Annotated in this window: 21 protein-coding genes; all 21 read right to left on the reverse strand. The window is 32.4% G+C overall.

Going from position 1 to position 21,459, the window contains the following annotated elements; translation table 11 throughout:
- Positions 1-204: 204 nt before the first annotated feature.
- The 21 genes from ROY99_12430 to ROY99_12530 all read right to left on the reverse strand — a co-directional run bounded on the left by ROY99_12430 (position 205) and on the right by ROY99_12530 (position 21,389).
- Positions 205-609 (reverse strand): thiol-disulfide oxidoreductase DCC family protein, encoded by a 405-nt coding sequence (locus tag ROY99_12430; GenBank protein ID MDT3697182.1) that lies wholly within the window; start codon positions 607-609, stop codon positions 205-207.
- 9 nt (positions 610-618) lie between these two features.
- Positions 619-1,071, reverse strand: coding sequence for a hypothetical protein (locus ROY99_12435; GenBank protein MDT3697183.1), 453 nt, complete (start codon positions 1,069-1,071; stop codon positions 619-621).
- 3 nt (positions 1,072-1,074) lie between these two features.
- Entirely contained in the window at positions 1,075-1,953 is an 879-nt protein-coding gene (locus ROY99_12440; protein ID MDT3697184.1) for a decaprenyl-phosphate phosphoribosyltransferase, read from the reverse strand.
- Complete coding sequence (locus ROY99_12445) at positions 1,953-3,608, reverse strand: methylmalonyl-CoA mutase family protein (protein ID MDT3697185.1); 1,656 nt, start codon at positions 3,606-3,608, stop codon at positions 1,953-1,955. The genes ROY99_12440 and ROY99_12445 overlap by 1 nt, the downstream gene beginning before the upstream one ends.
- Before the next feature lie 41 nt (positions 3,609-3,649).
- Positions 3,650-5,500: a DNA mismatch repair endonuclease MutL gene (gene mutL, locus ROY99_12450; protein ID MDT3697186.1), complete on the reverse strand. Its 1,851-nt coding sequence runs from the start codon at positions 5,498-5,500 to the stop codon at positions 3,650-3,652.
- On the reverse strand, positions 5,500-5,982 hold the full coding sequence (locus ROY99_12455) for a dihydrofolate reductase (GenBank protein MDT3697187.1): 483 nt from the start codon (positions 5,980-5,982) through the stop codon (positions 5,500-5,502). Before ROY99_12455 ends, mutL begins: the two co-directional genes overlap by 1 nt.
- On the reverse strand, positions 5,979-6,866 hold the full coding sequence (thyA, locus tag ROY99_12460; protein MDT3697188.1) for a thymidylate synthase: 888 nt from the start codon (positions 6,864-6,866) through the stop codon (positions 5,979-5,981). The genes ROY99_12455 and thyA overlap by 4 nt, the downstream gene beginning before the upstream one ends.
- Before the next feature lie 73 nt (positions 6,867-6,939).
- Positions 6,940-8,070 carry a glycerate kinase gene (locus tag ROY99_12465; protein MDT3697189.1) on the reverse strand — a complete coding sequence of 377 codons (1,131 nt, stop codon included), beginning with the start codon at positions 8,068-8,070 and terminating at the stop codon, positions 6,940-6,942.
- Complete coding sequence (locus tag ROY99_12470; protein MDT3697190.1) at positions 8,067-9,092, reverse strand: glycosyltransferase family 9 protein; 1,026 nt, start codon at positions 9,090-9,092, stop codon at positions 8,067-8,069. Before ROY99_12470 ends, ROY99_12465 begins: the two co-directional genes overlap by 4 nt.
- A 7-nt stretch (positions 9,093-9,099) precedes the next feature.
- The gene (locus tag ROY99_12475) at positions 9,100-9,852 is read right to left on the reverse strand and encodes a glycosyltransferase family 2 protein (GenBank protein ID MDT3697191.1); all 753 of its coding nucleotides are present in this window, start codon (positions 9,850-9,852) and stop codon (positions 9,100-9,102) included.
- Between the two features lie 215 nt (positions 9,853-10,067).
- Positions 10,068-11,144 carry a glycosyltransferase gene (locus ROY99_12480; protein ID MDT3697192.1) on the reverse strand — a complete coding sequence of 359 codons (1,077 nt, stop codon included), beginning with the start codon at positions 11,142-11,144 and terminating at the stop codon, positions 10,068-10,070.
- 149 nt (positions 11,145-11,293) lie between these two features.
- Complete coding sequence (locus ROY99_12485) at positions 11,294-12,265, reverse strand: GNAT family N-acetyltransferase (GenBank protein MDT3697193.1); 972 nt, start codon at positions 12,263-12,265, stop codon at positions 11,294-11,296.
- Between the two features lie 119 nt (positions 12,266-12,384).
- Positions 12,385-13,281, reverse strand: a complete 897-nt coding sequence (locus ROY99_12490) for a PorV/PorQ family protein (GenBank protein MDT3697194.1) — start codon at positions 13,279-13,281, stop codon at positions 12,385-12,387.
- Positions 13,282-13,425: 144 nt separating this feature from the next.
- A complete protein-coding gene (locus ROY99_12495) occupies positions 13,426-14,430 on the reverse strand; it encodes a hypothetical protein (GenBank protein ID MDT3697195.1) in 1,005 nt (334 codons plus the stop codon).
- Positions 14,427-15,986, reverse strand: coding sequence for a hypothetical protein (locus tag ROY99_12500; GenBank protein MDT3697196.1), 1,560 nt, complete (start codon positions 15,984-15,986; stop codon positions 14,427-14,429). Before ROY99_12500 ends, ROY99_12495 begins: the two co-directional genes overlap by 4 nt.
- On the reverse strand, positions 15,983-16,789 hold the full coding sequence (locus ROY99_12505; protein MDT3697197.1) for a hypothetical protein: 807 nt from the start codon (positions 16,787-16,789) through the stop codon (positions 15,983-15,985). The genes ROY99_12500 and ROY99_12505 overlap by 4 nt, the downstream gene beginning before the upstream one ends.
- A 56-nt stretch (positions 16,790-16,845) precedes the next feature.
- Complete coding sequence (locus tag ROY99_12510) at positions 16,846-17,826, reverse strand: site-2 protease family protein (GenBank protein ID MDT3697198.1); 981 nt, start codon at positions 17,824-17,826, stop codon at positions 16,846-16,848.
- Positions 17,827-17,858: 32 nt separating this feature from the next.
- Entirely contained in the window at positions 17,859-18,692 is an 834-nt protein-coding gene (locus ROY99_12515; protein MDT3697199.1) for a DUF1207 domain-containing protein, read from the reverse strand.
- A complete protein-coding gene (locus ROY99_12520; GenBank protein ID MDT3697200.1) occupies positions 18,689-19,675 on the reverse strand; it encodes a radical SAM protein in 987 nt (328 codons plus the stop codon). The genes ROY99_12515 and ROY99_12520 overlap by 4 nt, the downstream gene beginning before the upstream one ends.
- Entirely contained in the window at positions 19,675-20,766 is a 1,092-nt protein-coding gene (locus ROY99_12525; GenBank protein ID MDT3697201.1) for a glycosyltransferase, read from the reverse strand. Before ROY99_12525 ends, ROY99_12520 begins: the two co-directional genes overlap by 1 nt.
- Positions 20,754-21,389, reverse strand: coding sequence for a polysaccharide deacetylase family protein (locus tag ROY99_12530; protein MDT3697202.1), 636 nt, complete (start codon positions 21,387-21,389; stop codon positions 20,754-20,756). The genes ROY99_12525 and ROY99_12530 overlap by 13 nt, the downstream gene beginning before the upstream one ends.
- Positions 21,390-21,459: the final 70 nt, after the last annotated feature.

Consider the following 21,459-nt stretch of genomic DNA (forward strand, 5'->3'; position numbering starts at 1 on the left):
TGCAGCAAATTTAACTTATTAATACTTTCTATCCCAATAGATTTTAATAAGTTATTTTTCACATTTACCGGATTTTTCTTGTCTTTGGATCTTTGCCGTAGAAGAAAAATACGGGATTATACTGCTTGGGTACTAATTTTCGCAGTGGGTCTTTCGCTCAAACTCAAACTATAATAAGGTGAGAAGTAATAATAATAATATAAACTAAAGAAATTTAGCTTTTTCTTCTTCAGATGGAATCCTACAAACATCTTTTTTACCAAATATTCTGTACCGATTATTAGCTATTAAACTATAAATCCAATCAGTAAAAGATTCAGGAAGATATTTGAATAACAAAATTATTTTTAGCCATCCACTTATATCTTTTGCAATTTCAAAAACAGCTGAAGATTTTTTATAAGTTTTATCGTTCCTGATTAAAATGAATGAATCAAAATCATTTGCTGGCAGATTTAGTTTTTTAAGCAGTTCAATTCCCTTTTCCGATTGAAGTGCTGTAAACTTGAATTGATTCTTTTTATCACGATCAATTATAAAGTTAACCCAATAATTACAGAAGTTACAAACCCCATCGAAAAGAATTATTGAATTATTTTCCTGGTTCATTTATAATAATTAATAGACTCTTAAAAGTGGTATCACACCAAAATCTTTTCTGATCAGCAAACCATTAACACTAAAGATAAGTTTAACTTCAATGGTATCTTTTTTAATTAAGACAGGATCAATTTTTGTTTGATAATAATTTGAAAAAGTAAATTCCTTTATACCCATTTCAGAATTATAAAATAATTGCAGTTCGGCAGTTAATGAATAAATTTCTTTATCCTTTTCCATAATAATTATTTTATCAAGAAAAATTTCTTTTTCATTTAGATTTTCAGGTAATTCATATTTACCAGTAATATGAAATGACCCAGGACCGCCAGGCATTAAATTGAGCCAGCTTTGAATATTAGAAATTTTAATATTCAAGTCCTCAAATTCTTTTTGAGATAAACCTGTTGAACAAGAAATTAACAAAGAAAAAAGATACAATACGCTTATGTACAAACCGACTTTTTTCATTGGTTAAAATATCTTATAAATAATTAAAACTGTGGTTAATGAATAAAGTAAAACTGTAACTATCATCGGCAAATCCGTTAGCATTATCTGAGTTGTGTTTTCACCCTTTTGATTAAGATATTCTAAATACATATATCTGAAAATTCCAAATACCACAAACGGAGTAGTATAAATCAGATTTTCTGTTTCGAACACTGATACTGTTCTGGGAGAAACAGTATAAAGTGCATAACAAATTACAACTCCCGCTGCAGCTACTGTAGCCATCTGATTTGTAAAGGTAGCCGAATAATCCATAAGGACTTTTCTTGTAGAAGCTGTATTTGATTCTGACACTTGTTCAAGCTCTGAATGCCTCTTCATCACTCCAAGAAAAAGTGATATAAACATCGTGGTCAAAATCAACCAGTCAGAAATCGGAACTTTGATGATAGCAGCACCCGCAAGAACACGAATTGAAAATCCAGCAGCAATGCTGAATACATCAAGTATAACTATGTGCTTAAAATAAAATGAATAAAGTACATTAAGTATTACAAACGCAATTAAAAAATATTTGAATTCAATATCAGTATTAAAAGCTAATCCAAAAAAAATGAATAGAATTATGACTGACAGAATAACAGCATTTTTTTTACTTACTCTTCCGGAAGGCAATGGTCTGTTTTTCTTAATCGGATGATTTGCATCAGCTTCAATATCCACAATATCATTAATTATGTAGATAAAACTTGATGCTAAACAAAAGATAAAAAAAGCTTTTAATGAAATAATAAAATAATCTTCTTCAAACAGATGCATTGAAAACAACAAGGGAACAAAAACAAATAAGTTTTTAATCCATTGCGGAACTCTGATTAAATCAAAATAATTTTTAAACATCAGAATACTGCCGTTTCTTCATAAATTCCGAAAACTTCTTTCAACTCACTAACCATCTCACCAAGAGTAACATATTTTTTTGCTGCCTCAAGAAATACCGGCATAAGATTTTTTCCATCAACTGCGGCTTGTTTAATATTTTTCAGACTTTCATCAACATCCTTTTGATTACGGCTTTGTTTTAGCTCAGATAATCTTTTTATCTGCTGTTTCTGTACTTCGGGTGAAATTGTAAGAATCGGGATTTCAATCTTCTCATTTTCTTCTACAAATTCATTAATACCAACAATAAACTTTTCTTTCCTTTCAACCTCTTTCTGATATCTATAAGCTGCGTCTGAAATTTCTTTTTGAAAATAGCCGGCTTCAATTGCAGGGATAACTCCACCATAAGCATCAATCTCAGCAAAGATTTCGTTAGCTTCCTTTTCCATTTTATCAGTTAATGCCTCAACAAAATAACTTCCACCCAATGGATCAACAGTATTTATCACACCTGTTTCATAAGCAATCAATTGCTGAGTTCTTAATGCAATCTTAACAGCTTTTTCACTTGGCAATGCAAGAGTTTCATCCATAGAGTTTGTATGTAATGATTGTGTTCCGCCAAGAACTCCGGCTAATGCCTGAAAAGCTGTTCTTACAATATTGTTTTCCGGTTGTTGTGCAGTTAGAGTGCATCCAGCAGTTTGAGTATGAAACCGCAGCCACCAGGATCGAGGATTTTTAGCTCTGTATTTTTCCCTCAATCTTTTAGCATAAATTTTTCTCGCTGCACGAAACTTCGCAATCTCTTCAAAAAAATCTAAATGAGAATTAAAGAAGAAAGATATTCTTGGTGCAAACTCATCAACATCCATTCCCCTTTCCATACAAGCTTCGATATACGCAAATCCATCGGCAAGAGTATAAGCAAGCTCTTGAACAGAAGTTGAACCTGCTTCACGAATATGATAACCGCTTACCGAAACCGGATTCCATTGCGGAACTTCGTTTTTACAATATTCAATCATATCTACAATAATTCTCATAGAAGGAGTTGGAGGATAAATAAATTCCTTTTGAGCGATGTATTCTTTCAGAATATCATTCTGCAATGTTCCGCGCAAATCTTTGAAATTAACTCCCTGTTTTTGAGCAACTGCTAAATAAAATGCAAAGATCATTGCAGCCGGGGAATTGATTGTCATAGAAGTTGAAACTTTATCAAGCGGAATTTTATCGAAAAGAGTTTCCATATCCTGCAGTGAAGAAATCGCAACACCGCAGATCCCAACTTCACCATCACTTAATGGAGCATCCGCATCCCATCCCATCAACGTGGGGAGATCAAATGCAACTGATAAACCTGTTTGTCCATGATCAAGCAAATAATGAAATCTTTGATTGGTATCTTCCGGTGAACCGAATCCGGCAAACTGCCGCATCGTCCATATCTTTCCACGATAACCATTAGAGTGAATCCCGCGGGTATAAGGATAATCACCGGGGAAACCGATTTCACTAAGGTAGTTAATATTTTCAATATCATCAGGTCCATAAAAAACATTAATATCTTTTCCGCTTACAGTAGTAAATTTTAATCCATTGGTCTTAGCAGACTTAGCTTTTTCATCGTAGCTTTTTCTTTGTTTAAGATATTCTAAATCAGACATTTATTTACCTTTTATATTAGTTAGAATAATTTTCCCAATATTTAAGATGTTCTTCCAAATCTTCTGTCAAATTCTTCAAGTGATATTTTAATAACAACTGGTCTTCCGTGCGGACAGACATAAGGCATTGATGTTGCGAATAATTGATCTATCAGCAAACGCATTTCTTTTTCTGATAATCTGTCACCTGCTTTAATAGCAGCTTTACATGAAAAGGATTTTGCAATATTATCTTTTTCCTCAAGATGTTTTTCAGATTGATTGGTTAAATATTCAGATATAAATTCTTTTAATATCTTCTCCTCAGACCCGCTTTTAATATCATCAGGAACGCCTTCAATTAAAATATAATTCTTTGGTAGATATTTTAATCTGAATCCGAGCTTAGAAATCATTGGATCAAGTTCCTTTATTATCTCATAACTGGCAAGATCAAACTGCAGTTTAATCGGGAATAATAACTGCTGTGAAAACGGCAGGTTTGTATCTAATCTTGATAGAGCTTTTTCATATAAAATTCTTTCGTGTGCAACGTGCTGATCAATTATCATCAATCCGCTTTTGATCTGAGAAAGAATATATTTGTTATGCAATTGAATCAGAAAAGTGGTATCCGGATCCGAAGATGCACTTTTTTCAACTTTACTCTCAATGTTATTTCCTAAAATATCAGTTTCTGATCTAATACTTAAATCTAAAGCTGCATCTGGTAAAATATTTTTTTTAAGATCTCCAAAGACAAGATCAATCTCTTCATCAGTTACAGTAGTTCTTTCTCTTCTATCTCTGGAAACAAATGAAGGTCTGTCTGAAAAATCGTTTTGTTTAAGAGATTGAAAAGGATTGAAGGCAAGTTTTTCATTTCCCTCTTCAGTATCTGAAAATGACATTGTTGGTACAAGATCGTAAGTACCGATACTTTTACGAACGACCGAAAGAACAAAATTGTAAATATCTTTTTCATCATCAAATTTAACTTCAAGTTTTGAAGGATGAATGTTTACATCAACCTTTGCAGGATTTAATGAAATAAATAAAATAAAAAACGGATAGTCACCTTTTTCCAGTATGTTTTCAAAGGCTGTAAACACAGCATGGTTGATGCTTTTATTAAAGACAAATCTTTTGTTCAAAAACAAAAATTGTTCGCCTTTGCTTTTCTTAAAAATCGATGGTTTGCCAATATAACCTTTTACACTAAGATATTCAGTTTCTTCTTTAACTGGAATCAATGCTTCAAGCATATTATCAGCAAAAACCTGTTGAATTCTTTCGTTAAGACTTCCTTCTTTATAATCATATACCAGGTTATCAGCGTTGTAAAATCTGAAACTAATTTCGGGATATGCCAATGCAATCCTGTTAAAGGTATCAATGATATGCTTTAATTCAGTTGTATCAGACTTTAAAAATTTCCTTCTGGCAGGTATGTTGTAAAAAATATTCTTTACAGATATACAAGTTCCTTTAGCAGTTGATATTCTTTCTGTAACAACCTCGCTATCATTTTCAATTTTTATCAAAGTACCTGTTTCTTCATCAGCGGTTTCGGTTTTAATTTCAAGCTGACAAACTGCTGCAATTGAACTTAATGCTTCACCGCGAAAACCTAAAGTACTAATTGATTCGAGATCCTCGATAGATGAAATTTTACTTGTAGCATGTTTTCTGATACTTAATAGAGCTTCCTCTTCAGTCATACCGCTGCCATCATCACAAACCTGAATAAGAGATTTTCCTGCCTGTTTAACAATAAGCTCAATGTTGGAAGCTTTTGCATCAATCGCATTTTCCAATAATTCTTTTACAACAGACTCAGGTCTTTGCACTACTTCGCCGGCAGCAATTTTATTGGCAATGTTTTCTGGTAATATTTTTATCCGTGAAGCCACTATTTTTTTCTTTCGTATCTGAATATCTCAAACAAATCGTGATCCTCTGTTTTTTCAATTTGCCATTTTTCTTTATCAAACTCAGGAAATTTTATTTCGCCTTCAGCTTCAAATTTCATAAAAGTTATTATCATTTCATCTACCAAGGGAATAGCCTGTTTGTAAATTTCACCGCCGCCGATGATAAATATTTTTTCCGGTTTCAGTCCTCTGCAATAATCGATTGCATTTTGTAATGATAGCATAATTATTACTTCTTCAAAATCAGTTTTATAGTTTACATTTCTGCTTACTACAATATTTAATCTTCCTTTAAGCGGTTTACCGAGAGTCTCAAAAGTTTTTCTGCCCATTATAATAGGAAAACCAAGCGTAGTATTTTTAAAATGTTTAAACTCTTCTTTTACGTGCCAGGACATCTGCCCGTTTGATTTACCAATTACACCATTTTTTGCAATTGCAACAATCAGACTGATTTTCAAACTGCAACCTCAAATCTGATTTTTTCATGGTATTTATAATCACTTAACTCAAAGTCCTCAAACTTTAATTTATCAATAGATTTTTTTGCAATTTTTAATTTTGGTAAAGGTAGTGGTTCTCTTTGTAACTGTAATTTCAATCCTTCAAGATGATCATATTTTTCCATTGGACTTCCCTTTTGAGCATGATAAATATGCGCATCAACAATTGTATGAGCAAACTCACCAAGTTCTAGACCTGCTTCCTGAGCAATAATCTGAGTAAGCAGTGAATAAGCGCCTAAATTAAACGGAATTCCTAAAGCAATGTCTCCGGAACGCTGAGTTAAATGACAATTAAGTTTTCCGGAGTTTACATTAAACACAAATGAGTAGTGGCAAGGTGGAAGCTTGCTTACAGTTGCATTAGCCGGATGCCAGGCAGAAACCACAAATCTTCTTGAGTTTGGATTAATTTTTATCTCATTAATTACCCACCCTACCTGATCAAAAGTTAATGCTCCGTTTTCTTCCTTTCTAACAAATGGATTATTCACATCAACATAAACTTCACCATCCAATATTGCATCTGAAGCTGGAACCGGAAACCTTCTCCAAAATCTGCCGTAAGCAGTTTGCAATCTGCCGGACTCATCAGCCCAGGCATCCCAAATTTTAGTGTGTTGTCTCAAATTCTTGATATGATGCTCACCGGACAGATACCACAATACTTCATTAAGTAATGACTTCCACTCAATTTTTTTTGTAGTTAAAAGCGGGAAACCCTTTTGCAAATCAACTTTGTAGAAGGCTCCAAAATAAGATATTGTATCAATACCTGTTCTGGATTTTTTATATGTTCCCTTATCAATAACCAGTTTTACAAGATCTAAATATTCTTTCATTTAATTCAATTTTAGATTATGAATTTGTTAAAAATTTTAAGCAATTTACAAAAAAAAGATATGGGGTAAAATTTTATTTAATGATTTGTTTAATAACTATTTCAGCCGCTCTTTGTATCCCTTCTTCATAGTTTTGTATTGCTTCCAGCTTTGTACCGTAAAAATCTGATAAGTTTATAAAGTGTATATAAGCTGGCAGTTTTATTTTCTCAGTAAGCTCTGTACTGCCATTAATAAAGTAAAGCGGTATTGAGTTTTCCTGACAAATTTTTACTAAAACTCCAGTTGCCTTTCCCTCTAATGACTGCAGATCAAATTTACCTTCGCCGCTTACTACCAAATCAATTTTTGAAAAATCAATGTCTTTCAATATTTCATTTGAAATAAATTTCTCTGCAGATATTATTTCAGCACCAAGAAATATATTTAATCCTGCAGCCAAACCTCCACCAGCGCCATTCAATTTATCTGGTACGGGTAATCTAAAATCAGATTTAATTAAAGAAAGAATATTACTAATCCCGCTTTTTATTTTTTCAATATCCTCAGATGAGGCACCTTTCTGGGGTCCATAAATCTCAACTGCACCGGGATTACCAAGTAATTCAGTTTCAACATCAACTATGCAATAAACCCTGAACGGTAATTTTTGAAAATCAAATTTTAATTTTACTGCTCTGTTAAAGCTTATAGGTAATGGTTCAATAAATACAGAATTTTCATCAAACAGTTTTAGACCAAACTCGGAGCAAGCACCAACTCCAAAATCAATAGTTGCGGTACCACCCACACCAATCCAAATAGAATTAATTTCAAGTTCATGATTATCAACTAAAGAAACCAAATTTTGCAGTACTACTCCAAGAGCAGAACTATTTATTGCTAATGGGCTTCTATTGTGCTCTGAAAATCTTTTTAATCCGAAAATCTGTGCAGTTTCAATAAAAACCCGTTTATCTTTTTCTGAATATAATACTTGGCATTCATTTAGATTATCTCCATAAGTTATTATATCTATGGCAGATATATTTTTCAGATTATAGATATTCTCACAGACTTTTATGAATCCATCTCCCCCATCCGTTAATGGTCTGCATATAAGATTAAGTTCTGATTTAACAGAGAATTCTTGTTTAAGAATTTCAGCAATCCTTGTCGAGTCTGCACATTCTTTATAGCTATTTGGACAAATAAGAACATTCATGATTGAAATAGACTATCAACAAACTTATTAAGCTCTTTATAGACTTGCTCCGCCTGAAGTCCGCCAGGTTTTGAATAATCACATTTCTTGGGGTCTATTGGACACTGAGTTTCACAATACTTTCTTTCAGGCAGCAATATATAAGATTTATTTCCCAAAGGTCCCCATAACTCTTTTGAACAAGCAGTTAGTGGGCAGAAAACTGAAAAAGTTGGTACTTTTAATGCAGCACAAATATGCATTGGTCCAGTGCTATTAGAAATCAGAACGTCCAAAATTGAAAACTTAATAATATTTGATCTTAAACTTTTGCCGTCAAAAAAATATCTTGCACCCGGGATATCTTTTACTTCAGATGGCGGGTTAAAATCTGTTATTAGAATTTCATAATTAGATTTCTGTATCAATAACTCAATTAATTCTCTATAGGTACTCAATGACAAATTCGGTGAAGAATTACCGCTAGTTGTATGAACTCCAATAATTATTTTTCCATCCTCCCTTAATTGCTTTTTTATTGCCATTGCTTGATTGGATTCTTCTTTTGTTAGAAATATTTCGGGGTAAATATCTTTAACAGGAAAATTTAACTTTCTCAACATATCAAGACAATAATCTGCTTCGTGCCGCAGGGGAATATATTTTTTTCGATCAACAAATTTGGTAAAAGTTAAAAACTGATAAAGTTTGTGACCGACTCCGATTCGATTTTTAATTCCAGCAAATAATAAAACATAATTCAGTCTCTCATCAGGTAATAACATAAAACCGTGTGTAAATTTCTCTGTTCTGATTTCTTTTACTAATTCCCAAAACGGTTTATTAGTCCGGTCAGGATTATCATAAATAATTATTTTATCAACCCAGGGATTATTTAAATAAACATCCTTTGTCTGACATTTTACCAGGACAGCAACAAAACAATTTGGATCCCTTTTTTTTATTTCTCTTGGAAGAGGTGTTGATAGCACAACATCTCCTATTCTATCAATCCTTGTAATTAAATATCTGTCCTGCTTCATTACAAAATTAATTTTGTTTTATTTCCCAAATTTTCATCTGAACCTGCAATTTGGTTATGGCATGCATTAACGAAACCATTAAACCGTGTTTACCATCCTTAATCCCTTTGCGAAACAGATAATGCTGCAAAAATGCCACCACCGGAAAAAATATAATTCTAAATGTCGAAACTTTTTTCTTTCTGTGTTTTTCTTCAGCTTCTAATGAGGAATATGTATTTATTTTATCGAATCCTTCTTTAAGATTATTATATGAATAATGAAGAATTACATTTTTTAATTCTGCAACCTCTCCCTCTACGATAAATTTTTCGTGAACAAGCCTCTCGCTAAGTTTGGTTTTGGATTTTCTGAATAATCTAAGTTGATAATCATTTCCCCAGCCGCAGCCACTTATCTTTTTACCAATAAAATAATTTTCTCTTTTCATTTTGAAGGCAGAGTACTTTGTATTATCAAGATCATAGTTGAGTATTTCATCGGCAAGCGGTTTTGTTACTCTTTCATCTGCATCAAGACTAACTACCCATTCATTTTTTGCAAGTGAAATTGCATAAGATTTTTGTTTTGAATATCCAAGCCATTTCTGAACAAAGACTTTATCTGTAAATTCCTTTGCAATTTCAACTGTGTTATCAGTACTTTCTGAATCAACAACAATTATTTCATCTGCCCAGACTGCGCTTTGCAGACAATCTCTGATATTATTTTCCTCATTACCAGTAATAATCACAACTGAAATTTTATTTTGTGCTTGCATTGTTTTCAATTTTCCATTGTTGTTTCAAATTTAATAAAATATGTTAAAAGATATTTTATTAAAGTCAGTGGTTTAGCATAGAATAAAGATATTCCGGATATTTAGAGAAACATGGATTTATGAGGTTTATCAGCTTGAAATTTTAAGTTAAACAGAAATGAGCAATTAAAGAGAATCTGAATACTACATTCACTATTTTCTAAAAAGTTTTGAAATTATGTAATTCCATACTTGGCGTACAATTGTTTAAGTTTTTTGTTTACTTCATCAAAACTGTGATATTTTCTTATCCAGTCTATTCCTCTTTTGCCGATATCAATTCTTTCTTTTTCATTATCCACCAGCTCAATAAGACGATTATATAATTCATCAAAACTGTTTGCAACAACAAAAGGATTTTCTTTAAGCCAACTTATGTATTCTTTGGTCATATTTGTAATTGTTGGAATACCCATTGCCAAAGTTTCTAAACCAGCTTTTCCATAACCGGTTCCACCCATTGTTCCGCCAACCTGATCAATTGAAATATCACATTGACTCTTAATCTCAAGCAGTTTGCTTCTTTCAATATTTTCTAAAAGCAGGAACTCGATATTTCTCTCTTTCTTAATTTTTTCAATTACTGAGATAATTAACTCAGTCCCTTTATACTTTCTATTTGTCGGCGAATGAATAATCTTAACTACTTCGCTTATTCTTTCTTTTTTCTGTGGCAGCTCAGATATATCGTAAGGATAGAATAAATATTCCAGATCTTTCTTCAATGCTAAATGATCAAATTCACTTGTAATATTTAGATCAGAGATTTCATCAAGTTCTTTTATCAAGCCGCGGATTCTCAAATCACTTCCATAATAACAGCAGACAATTTTCTTCCCTTGTTTCTTCCATTTTAATGCTTGCCTGGCATTTCGGTAAAAATCCAGCCCACCATCATAATGAATAATATCAAAATCATTAAGACTGTAATCGGAAATAGCTTTTTCAATCTTTGGTTTAGCAAAGATATCATATAATCTATAATATACTTTTTCAAAAGAATTTTTTGGAGTAAAGTAATGTGCTTGATTCCTCAGCTTTGCTTCTATTCCTTCTACTTTTTTCCTTTTCATTTTATTAACAAGTGAGAAGTTTGGAAGGGGCAGCTTCAAACAAACATCTTCAGGAAAAACACGTTCGTTTTGATGAATAGTAATTATACGGGAGTAATCACCGCAGGCATTATGCATTTGAAAGAAATCATAAGGTACTCCGGCAAAGTTAATAGGAGCTATGTGAAGTATTTTTAGCAAATGGCTTTAATTTGATAATAAAAATGTAAATGCAATGTTACTCTAAATTAGTCTGAGTTTAGTATTTCTGATTCATTTCAACTCAATTTTCAACATGCCTAATCTGACTGTTGTTATTGGATGATAACCAAGATAACGATACTTCAATTCTACAATTCTTTAAAAAAAGTATCTCTGAATATTCCGCGGGCTCCAAAGTTTTCTTTAAATCTCCCGAGTCCCCAGTTTGGTTCCATTGCAACTGTAAAAATTCCAAAGTCCAAAAATCTAAATCCTTCAGTTTGATATCTTTTCATTATTTCATAAAAGAGTAAATTAACCGGTCGGTATTCCTGATAAGCTTCATCGTGACTGATATAGAATGCAAGGACAACATTTTTGTTAACTGAAAAATTACAAACACCTGCAAGCATCTTATCATTAAGAAAAGCTCCCCACAATCTTATTTTAGAAGGAAAAAGAGATTTAACTTTCTTTAATTCATCTAATGTATGTGCGGGATTTACTCCATGGCGCAATTTCAAATTCTTCTTTAAGATTTCGTAATACTCATCAAATCTTTCAGTCTCAACTATTTCAACTCCTTTTTTAAGAGCTTTTTTTGTTGCAGTTCTTGCTTCAGCACGATATGAATTAAGTAATTGATCTGGTTCAAAATCCAGTTGAACCACACTTGATACTTCCCTTTTAAGATATTGAAAACCACCTCTTACCAAAGCAAAATCAAGATAATTAGAATATTTTGTTTGATAGATCATTGGTGCAAGTGTTAACTGAATTAGATCTGCCTTTAATGATTTTGCGTGTTCAACCATCATATCAACTAAATCGTGTGCTTCACGGAAGTTCAGATCACTATTATGTACAAATCCGCCGAAAGATGCACCCGGATGTGATGATAATATTTTCTTTCCTTCTCTTTCAATTAGAGCTGCAGTAAAGATTGAATACAGTTTGCCATCTTTTGTTATATAAAATGATTTGTCTTTGAATTTATCTTTTGAGTGATAAGATAGAAATCTTCTTTTACTGAACATTGTTCCATTATCGGAGTTATCAACAAAATTATCCCATTCCTCCGGAGATAATATTTTTTCATCAAATTGGAAATACTCTAACATTTTGTTTTGGGTAAAATGAATAATAATCTTTTATAAAAACACTCATTTGAATTTTGCTAACCTTGCAACACAGATTTTTTCAGAGAACCGGATTCGCAAAAATATTGCTATAAATAATTCTAAAATTTAAACTGCAGAGAGAATAAATTTGCACTTCCCATTTCTAATGAGAATGGAAGAAATGCATAATCAAATTTCAAGCTGCCCCACATCAATCCAATACCAGTGGTAAGACCGCGGCTCTCAAAACCGCTTTGATATCCTGCTCTTATAGCAATTAGTTTATTATATAAAACTTCACCGCCAAAATTAAAATGATTGTCTTCTGTATCTAGATATTTCTGAAACTCGATACCGCCGGTAAAATCAATTTTTAAATCTTCTAATGAATGAGTGTATGCAAGTCCGGTTCTAATTTCTGTAGGTAGCTTTGTAGATTCATTTCTAAGTTTACTCATTGAACCGATATTTTTTACAACTATTGACGGAGTTAAACCCTTAATCGGCAGAAGATAATTGATACCGAAATCGAAACCGAAACCTGTTGCTTCATCATTCAGCATTCCTTCATAAAGATATTTAAGAGTAACACCCATCGTAATTTCATCTGTAACAAAAAAACCTGTAGATAAACTGCCGTAAAAATAATTTGCATCAAAAGTTGTAATCGGCTCGCCAGGGACTTCTCTGTACTCAATCCCATCAACCGAAGTAACATTAAAGCCTAATGCAAAGGGCAAACCAAAGATTGTAGTTTTTGCTCCTATTACTTCGCTTTTAACATCCTGTATCCATTCATTATGCATAAACAGAACTTCTGATTCATTTGTGAAAGCAAGTTTTGCGGGATTGTAAAACAGACTGGTAATATCGTTTGATAATGCTGTACCTGCATCACCCATTGCAATGTTGCGTGCACCAAATCCGTATTTAAGAAATGAAAGTCCCGTACTTCCAGCAGATTGAGGGATTATAAATGCCGCCGAAAATAAAAATATTAAAAGAATTTTTTTCATGGTATTACTTTGTTACATTGATTCATTGTTTCATTATATAATTGTTTCATAGTTTCATTGTCGAATTGCTCATTAGGTCTTATGATTAATTTACCTTATTTAAATAACAATTAAGCAATCAAACAATTGAACAATGATTTTATATTAAAAACTAAAATTAACTCCAATAATATGCCTATCGGATGGCGAATATTGTTCGATCATAAAAGCATAATCCACACCTATAATTATTCTATCAAACATCTTAGAATATGAAAAGCCAAATGCAGGTTTAACACCAAAATCAAGATTTCTTAAATTTAGCTGGTCAAGTCCGCATCTTATAAAAAGATTTTCATAAATATTATATTCTGCACCGGCACGAATAATACTAGATCTCGCATTACTGCTTTCAAATTCAACTGCCGCTAATAATTTTATTTCAGGATTATAATAACTAATTCCAATTTTTTTTAATAACGGAAAATTATCAGTTAGTTGTAAACCCTGCTGCTCATAAATTGGTTTTGTATCCCACTGATACTTGCTGTTAATATCAGTGAGCATAAATGATATATTCCAGTTATCATTTATTTTGAATAAAGCTCCTAAATCAAGCCCAACTCCGCTGGATGTAATTTCTTCGTATAATTTGTAATAAAAAAATTTTACTGCTAAACCAAGTGAAAGTACTTTTGAAAATCTATTTGATACACTTAAAAAGAACTGATTTTCTGATGTAGATAAATCCTTGGTGTGTAAACCATTATTATCTCTTCCGTCAATAGATCCGACACCGGCATTAATAATTCCGGCACTTATTCCGGCAGAGCTTACAGGTTTTCTGTTTTCAGTTGAATCTTTAGAAGAATAAAAATCAAACTTGCGTGTAAAGCTCAAAAAGTTTAACGATCTATCGAGTGATAAAAAGGTATAGCCTGTCTGAAAAGAATTATTCTCTTGAAATGGAGAAAGTGCTGGATTGTAATATGATACTAAAATGCCGTTTGTAACAGAAGACATTGCATTGCCCATCCCAATTCCGCGTGCACCAAATCCCATCCGGCTAAAAGAACCAACTTTAGAACTCAAATCTGTATATTGAGGCTGGGCAATTAAGCTGCCTGAAATAAATAATAGTACTGTAAAAAACAAAAATATCTTTTTCATTGAATTACCAAAATCTTCCCGTAAACAGAATCATCACCAGTTTTTATACGATAGAAGTAAACACCGTTGGGTATGTAATTGCCATTATCATCTCTGCCATCCCAAAACTCCGGCTGTCCTTCAATATCATTTTTTCGCGGTGCATTTTGTATAATTGTACGGATGTAATTAAAACCAAAATCAAATATCTGAATTGTTACATCTTTCTGCTGTCCGCCAGTACTGTATTTTATCTTTAGTTCTTCTTGTCGTGGATTAAACGGATTCGGGAAACAATATGTTTCATTATCTGCTGTAAGTGGCTGTGAAGCAAAATAAATTTTCCAGTTTCCCTGCCACATTTGTCCGGGTGTTTCAACAAGTTTAACAAGTCCATCACCAGAGGCGAGCCATATATTATCTGCATAAGAATCAGCATCATAAAATATTTTTGTTTTTAATGATGTTTCTGACTCCTGGTCCACGATTGAATTAGGGAGTATCCAGTTTAACCCGTTATCAGACGATCTGAAAACGCCGTTATCAGTTGCAGCCATTACATCAAAATTTTTAAAACCAAAATTATGTGTGCGTTCATCAGTTAAAAAAGTTTTCCAACTTTGTCCACCGTTAGATGAAGAACTGACTCCATAAAATTCATTCTGATCTTCTGCTTTCCAGGTTGAAGCCCAGAGAATATTATTATATTTATTATAGCCAAGTGCTGTAATAAAATTTCCACTGATCGGTTCATTTTGATTCTGGGCATTAAATTTTGTCCAGCTGATTCCTCCATCAGTAGATTTGTTAATACCATTTGCAGTGCCGACATACAGTGTAGTATCATCAATTGCAATTACAGAAAACACACGATGATTTAAATTACCTGCTCCGCAGAAACTACCAGCAACCGGTGAAAGGCAAAAATTAAGAGTGTCATTCGGTGATATAGAATTTAAATTATCAGGTGGAAGAACAACTCTTTTCCAGTTTTGTCCGTTATCGGTGCTTTTTCTTAACCCGCCTGCAAATGTTGCTATCCAGATTGTGCCGGGAGTAAAAGCAATATCATAAGCAAGATTTTGTATTGCAACAGTAACCGGCAGAGCTTGCAAGGTATTAATTCCATATCGTTCGGTTGTACTATCCGGATGATCTAATGGTTGAGGAACACTTGTCCAGGTTACGCCAAAATTCGTAGTGTATTTTAGTCCTGTACCTTCAGGCAACCTACCGCCTCCGGTAACTTCAGTTGATCTTGCTGTAGCACACCAGAAAGCTCCGTTATAATAACCTATTGCAGAAACATTGTCAGTTCCAAAATCAGATTGCCCATAAAAGTTAGTCCAGTTTAATCCATTATCTGTAGAAAGACTTACCGCTCGGCTGCTTCCTAACCAGATTGTATCACCCATAGTAATTATATCAATTACGCTATTGCTTAAAGGATTTTTTGTTTGCTCTTTTGATAATTTTATTTCGTCTTCAGATAAAGAGTAAGATAATGGTACAGATTGGCTGAGACCATTAAAGTTTATTAAAAGTAAAAACAGTAAAACGAAATAAATATTTTTCATTGAATAAGTACAGAATGATTAATAATGTTGCTTAGTTTTCCGCCGCGATCTTTAGCTTGAAACTCGAACCTGTATGTTCCTTTAAGGTTTGTAGATGAAATTTGTATCAATAAAGAGTAAATCCCATCCCCTGCTGTCTGATCACCATGGTCAGAAAGATTTCCATCATCAAAAAGAATGTTCTGGTTACCGTTTGTAGTACCATCTGGTCTGTAAACTACAAAATAAACTTTTTCAATATCACTAAGTCCATTCTGATCATTAACTTGAACAGACGTTAAAATTAAGGTTGTAGTTGTAACAACTACTGTATCGGGATCAACAATTGTATTAGAGATAACAGGAGCTATATTAGCTTTGCCATTATTATAATCATAATATGATACTGCCACCTGATTAGTTCTATTTAATCTATCGTTAACAAAAAATTTTACTTCGTAATTACCATTAATTTGATTTGAATCAAGCGGAAAAATGCCTGAATAAATATCATCATTTCTTGTTAAATCACCGTTTGCCGGATTACCATTATCCAGTAAAAAAAATGGAACTGAATTTATTTTAATCTTAGCAGGTGAATAAATATCATAAAAGAGAGAATTAATATCCTGAGCAGAATTTAACTCAACTCTAAAAATTGCCATAGTATCAATTGGATATTGAAATGAACTTTTTAGACTAACTCTTACTACCTGATAAGAAGTATTTTCTACTTCAATAACATCTGAATAATCCTTCTCACATCCCTCTAAAAGAAGCACACAGAGAATAATAATAAGTAAAGTTAAAAATTTAATTTTCATATAAATAAATATTTGGTATTAGTCTAACTTCAGCAAGGTAAAAATAACACCATAAACTAGATTATTTTCAATATTAAAGGTGTTGGTGAAAACGATATCACAAAGATAATAAAACTAATGTAACCCAATAAAATTCTTTTTCTGTCAAGTGTTGTTACATCAGGTAATGGTGGATGTTTTAACTTAACAATAAAATAGAGAATAAATGCCCACAACAACCATCCGCTCCAGCCAATGTCAAGATTAAATTCAAGTAAAGAATCAACCACACCGGCAAAGCCAATTACTGCAAGTATAATTGTCGAGATAGATGAAATTTTAAGATGGTTTTTTTGACCAAACATTGTGTAAGCTATGTGTCCGCCATCGAGTTGACCAACAGGAATCATATTCATTGAAGTTACAAGTAAACCAAACCAGCCGGCACATAAATATGGATAACGATAAATTTCACTCATTGGCGGAAAAAAATTGTTGTGATCAACTAGCAGGTATCTTAAAGATGAAAATAAAATTGAATCTCCAAAAACTAATTTGTAACCATCATTCCCAAATTCTGATGAAAAATAATCAGGATGTATCTGAAGTAAATATTCAATAGATGGAACATGTGTGAAACCGTAAATTAAAATTCCTAAACAAACTATAAAACCAGAAATCGGTCCAGCAATTCCTATATCAAACATTGCCTTCTTTGTGTAAATCGGAGATTTGGTTCTGATAACTGCACCCATTGTTCCAAAGTTAATAAAATACGGAATTGTAGGATATGGAATATAAAATGGTAAAGTTGCCTTAACACGATGATACCTTGCTGCAAAGTAATGTCCAAACTCGTGAAAAGTTATAATCAGCATAATACTTACAGAATAAGGTAATCCCTTTATTAGTAAACTAAATTCATATGGAGGCAGTTGCCCGGTAGTCCATTCAACCCCTGCTAATGTAGTTGTAATAAATGTAACTATAAATAGTCCAATGTGGATCAAAAAGGAATTAATTTTCTTACGCTTTTCGATTGATGTTAGGGTATCCAATAATTCTTACTCGTTATTTAATTTTTCTGAAATTACAACTCAAAATTAAAACCAATATTTGAATAACTTTCTCTTAAATCGTATAACTGCCCATGAATACTTGTTCCTGAAATGTATGAGTAATAAAAACTCAATCCACTTGAATGCCAGTTGCCAAATTTAATACCGAGTGAAATAATGTTGTTACCGATAAACTTTTCAATTCCATTTAGTTTAAAATCGTACGCAATAAAAGGAGTAAAAAGGTCTGTTCCGATTTCCGCCGCAAAATAATCAAATCCTAACTGCAAATTTATTTTTTTTAATTCATCGGGAATAACATGAAAGATATAAGTAAATCCTAAATAAGCTCTTATTGTCTTGCAGCGATAATAAGGAAATAACTCAACAAACTCCTTACTATAAACAAACGGCTCTCTTCCTTCTCTCCATTTTTGAGTTTGAGCATCATATTGCCCATCAACTAAATGTGTGCTTATATGACTTAACCTAAACCTAAAACCGACTTCATTTTCTGTATCAAGTTGCTTTTTATATCCGGTATTTAATCCAAAAAGATAATCAATTGTCTCTACCGGAAATTTGAAATCATCATTGCTTCTTAATCTTGTAAACGTAAAGACATCGGCACCGATTGAAATTGAATAATTATTATCCACCCAATGAACAATATCACGCGAAGCAGAAATATCTAATCTTAATTTATTGTTGTCGGTTGAAATCAGAAACCCTGATTTAGCTTCAAGCATATTTGCTGTAAAGGGCTGAATGTTAATATCAGAAGGAAACCAATTATAACTTTGTGCAATCAGAGCTTGAGACAAGAATAGAGCTATGATAAAAAGTCTTCTGTATTTAATTATCATTTAGAAATCTGTTTGATTTTTTTAATTTTTTGTTTGATAAGTTTATTATAGCTGTACTTAAACTTAGAGGTTAAACTTGATATTGCATAAAGATTTGTCGGGAAAGCAAATGAAGGTTCAAAATAACAATTGACTGTACAGCCCTGACAAAAATCAAATCTCCCTTCATTTTCTAGAAAGAACTTAAATTTTTCTGTTTGACGAATTTCTTTAATTGGTCTGTCAATCGGTATTTTATCATTTGCAAAATGATAGCAAGGTAAAATAATTTCGTTGTCGGGTGAAATTACAATTACCCTTGAAACAGCTTTACAACTTGGATTATTTATATCATTACCACCATCCCGTCTCAGCTTCATAAAGCCCTTATTAAGATAGACATCAATTTTACCATCACAAAAATTATCAATATAATCCACTGCTTCTTCGTTTAATCCTGGATTACCAAAGTAGGAAAAAACTGGATTTACAAGCAGCACTAAATCATAACGTTGTGCAATCTCGTGCATCCTTGGAAGTTTTTTATAAGTTTCATTAGTAGCAGTAAACAAAATATCAGGATACTCGCCAAGTGACTTTGCAATTGTCAGACTTTTTAAAACACTTTTATAGCAATCAACATTTCTGATTTTATTATGTTCATCTTCATCCGGAGAATCAAGAGAAAAATGCAATAGATTTACATTACCTGCTAACTTTTCAGCAAACTTATGATACAAGAGACCATTACTCGTAATACTTGTCTGCATATTAAGCCCGCGCGCAAACTTTGCCATTTCTGCAATATCCTTATTTAGCAAAGGCTCGCCGCCGGTAAGATCAATAAACTTAACACCAAGATCAGCTAACTGAGAAACATTATTTTTAAAATCTTCCAAAGAGGCATTTTTTGTATGTTTAAAAGCTTCGTGATCTGAAAAATGACAAAACTCACAGAATGCATTGCATTTATATGTTACATAATAATTACAAAGCAAAAGCATTAATACTCTCTTCCTTTCCAGACTAATTTTTGATCAGGCAATACAATAAATGGTAAAAGGATAACATAGATAATGTAATATAATTCAAAGTGAAAGAAATATTTCAGATTTTTTTCTATCCCAAGTTTAATATGAACAGGATAGAGTAAAAAGAAATCCAATGCAATCTTAAAGGCAGCTAAGATTAGCCATATTGGTGAATAGAAAAGCGGAGTTAATAAAACAAACAGATTAGCTGTAAATCCCCAGAACATAATCACAAAGCCTCTGAAAGGTACACCAAGCCCGCCAACACCCCATCTTTTTTTCTGACTGAATAAACTTTTGAATGTCTTACATGGAACTGAAGTAACAAGTGTATCAGGCTCAACCGGAAATATTACTTTATATTTTTTGAGATTATAAACTGCATTCATTAAAGTAAAATCTTCAGTAACACTATAAGGCAGTTTTTCATATCCGCCAACTTCATCATATACTGATTTGCGGTAAGACATATTATTCCCAATACAAGAGACAGGCATTTTAAGATTTGTTGTTCCGGCACCAGCAGTTAGAAGATAAACAAAATCAATTGCCTGCATTCCATCAAACCATTTATCAGCAGTCTGAGTTGTTATTCCTGTTACTATTGCAACATTATCTTCATAAAATGAACAAACAGTTTTAGCCCACTGAGGTTTTACTTCACAATCGGCATCTGTAGTCAGAATTATTTCACCGGTTGCTTCTTTAATTGCATAAGCTAATGCACGCATTTTTCCGATAAGTTTTGTATGATGTTCTTCCGTTGTTATTTTTTTAAAGTGCATTTTATCTTTAATAAAATCATCAATAATCTTTCCAGTAGAATCAGTAGATTGATCATCAACAATCAGTATTTGAAGTTTACCTTCAGGATATTCAAGTTTATCGAGTGATATTAGGGTTCTTAAAATATTTTCTTCTTCGTCTCGTGCTGCTACTATTATTGTTGCAGTAGGCAGCTTATCTTCAGATATCTTTGGAAATTTTTTCTTTGCTCCAATTACAAACAATGCCGATTGAGCAAAATATCCGATCATTATAAACAAAAAAATCAACTCAAACATTCGTCAGCTTCTCCAAATTGAAAATTTCGATTATTCACCTCATCAATAACTATGCTTATTGAATCTTGGATTATTCTTTTTGTCTTTATACTGTCGTGCAAAACGATTATTGAGTTGTTTCTTAAATATTTCTTTACTGCAAAATTAACGACTTCAAGATCATTTTTATAATCATAAGTAAGCAATGACCACATAACGTTTTTCAGATTATATTCATTTAACAATGATGCAGTTGAGAGTTGAAATCTCCCGTGAGCAGGTCGGAAATATTTAATTTTATATCCAAGCTCTTTCTCTGCAATTCTGTTTGTATTTTCTATCTGAAATAATTTTTCATCAGCTGATATTTTACTTAATACTTTATGGTTATAAGTATGATTGCCGATTAAATGCCCCTCTGCTAATATCTGCTTAGCAAGTGAATGATATTTCTGAACATTTTCTCCAACACAAAAAAACAATGCTTTAATATTTTCTTCATCTAATCGTTTTAAGATTATTTCAGTTGTATCCGGATTAGGTCCATCATCAAAAGTAATCAGAACTTTATTGTTTGTAGTATTCCAATAATACTTTCTGAAAATGGTTTTCAGAATTCCCGGCGGATCATACAAATATTTCATCTAAATAAGAATCTGATTATTCAATTAAATCTTTTTATGTAATTTAGTCATAGTAAAATAAATTATTGTA

Origin of the sequence: Ignavibacterium sp. (genome assembly GCA_032027145.1) — a bacterium.
In the GTDB taxonomy this organism is placed as follows: domain Bacteria; phylum Bacteroidota; class Ignavibacteria; order Ignavibacteriales; family Ignavibacteriaceae; genus IGN3.

Bases quoted from the DNA above. Each gene is read 5' to 3' on its own strand.
- ROY99_12475 (MDT3697191.1), bottom strand. From the start codon at position 9,852: ATGCAAGCACAAAATAAAATTTCAGTTGTGATTATTACTGGTAATGAG.
- ROY99_12525 (MDT3697201.1), bottom strand. From the start codon at position 20,766: ATGTTTGAGTTGATTTTTTTGTTTATAATGATCGGATATTTTGCTCAA.
- ROY99_12440 (MDT3697184.1), bottom strand. From the start codon at position 1,953: ATGTTTAAAAATTATTTTGATTTAATCAGAGTTCCGCAATGGATTAAA.
- ROY99_12485 (MDT3697193.1), bottom strand. From the start codon at position 12,265: ATGTTAGAGTATTTCCAATTTGATGAAAAAATATTATCTCCGGAGGAA.
- ROY99_12430 (MDT3697182.1), bottom strand. From the start codon at position 609: ATGAACCAGGAAAATAATTCAATAATTCTTTTCGATGGGGTTTGTAAC.
- ROY99_12505 (MDT3697197.1), bottom strand. From the start codon at position 16,789: ATGAAAATTAAATTTTTAACTTTACTTATTATTATTCTCTGTGTGCTT.
- ROY99_12530 (MDT3697202.1), bottom strand. From the start codon at position 21,389: ATGAAATATTTGTATGATCCGCCGGGAATTCTGAAAACCATTTTCAGA.
- ROY99_12495 (MDT3697195.1), bottom strand. From the start codon at position 14,430: ATGAAAAAGATATTTTTGTTTTTTACAGTACTATTATTTATTTCAGGC.
- ROY99_12520 (MDT3697200.1), bottom strand. From the start codon at position 19,675: ATGCTTTTGCTTTGTAATTATTATGTAACATATAAATGCAATGCATTC.
- ROY99_12515 (MDT3697199.1), bottom strand. From the start codon at position 18,692: ATGATAATTAAATACAGAAGACTTTTTATCATAGCTCTATTCTTGTCT.
- ROY99_12490 (MDT3697194.1), bottom strand. From the start codon at position 13,281: ATGAAAAAAATTCTTTTAATATTTTTATTTTCGGCGGCATTTATAATC.
- ROY99_12470 (MDT3697190.1), bottom strand. From the start codon at position 9,092: ATGAAGCAGGACAGATATTTAATTACAAGGATTGATAGAATAGGAGAT.
- ROY99_12500 (MDT3697196.1), bottom strand. From the start codon at position 15,986: ATGAAAAATATTTATTTCGTTTTACTGTTTTTACTTTTAATAAACTTT.
- ROY99_12445 (MDT3697185.1), bottom strand. From the start codon at position 3,608: ATGTCTGATTTAGAATATCTTAAACAAAGAAAAAGCTACGATGAAAAA.
- ROY99_12465 (MDT3697189.1), bottom strand. From the start codon at position 8,070: ATGAATGTTCTTATTTGTCCAAATAGCTATAAAGAATGTGCAGACTCG.
- ROY99_12435 (MDT3697183.1), bottom strand. From the start codon at position 1,071: ATGAAAAAAGTCGGTTTGTACATAAGCGTATTGTATCTTTTTTCTTTG.
- thyA (MDT3697188.1), bottom strand. From the start codon at position 6,866: ATGAAAGAATATTTAGATCTTGTAAAACTGGTTATTGATAAGGGAACA.